1 tRNA gene is annotated in these 660 nt (G+C 48.3%); it reads right to left on the reverse strand.

The features are described 5' to 3' along the window. Positions 1–339 precede the first annotated feature (339 nt). Positions 340–415: transfer RNA gene (locus A10D4_RS13435), tRNA-Ala, on the reverse strand. Positions 416–660 lie beyond the last annotated feature (245 nt).

The raw sequence follows: 660 nt of genomic DNA on the forward strand, positions 1-660 counted from the left end.
TGGCTCTAGCTTGTTGTTTGGCACCCTAGCTGCGTTATTTTCTTCGCTTCGTCAGTTACGTAGTGTTACCTACGCGCCTTCCGTCGCTCAGAAAATGCCTTGCCAGTGCACCAATCAACTGCGCTTTGAGCACCGTTGATGTTGTCGGTGTGTTTGTTTGCTGTACACAAGTTCGATACGCCTCTACCAAAATATATCAGATAGAGTGGCATTTCTTTGTTTTACAATCAGCTTGTCCATGTTGTTAAAGAGCGTGTAACATCGCGTTACCGGTAAAGACTTTTTCTAAAAATCCTTAACGCTAAAGCTTGCTACTCTAGAGAAGAAATAAAAAGGAAATGGTGGAGCCAAGCGGGATCGAACCGCTGACCTCCTGCGTGCAAGGCAGGCGCTCTCCCAGCTGAGCTATGGCCCCCGAAAGCTTGCCTAAAATCACCGATAACCGCGTTGCGCGATTCGTTCAATCGGGCACATACCATTGAGGTATGCTTCCTCAATCACTCAACGTGCGCCTTGTTCTCGGCGTTTTAGTCAGCGCTGACTGACATCGAGGACACCCTCTTATCAGCATCGCTTATCCTCGACAAGGGAACTTCAAGGTTAGGCAGCTTGCCTTAACCGAAAAGCTTATTTTGAGTGATTGGCAAGGCCGCAAGGAGG

The organism is Idiomarina xiamenensis 10-D-4, from assembly GCF_000299895.1.
Taxonomy (GTDB): Bacteria; Pseudomonadota; Gammaproteobacteria; order Enterobacterales; family Alteromonadaceae; genus Idiomarina; species Idiomarina xiamenensis.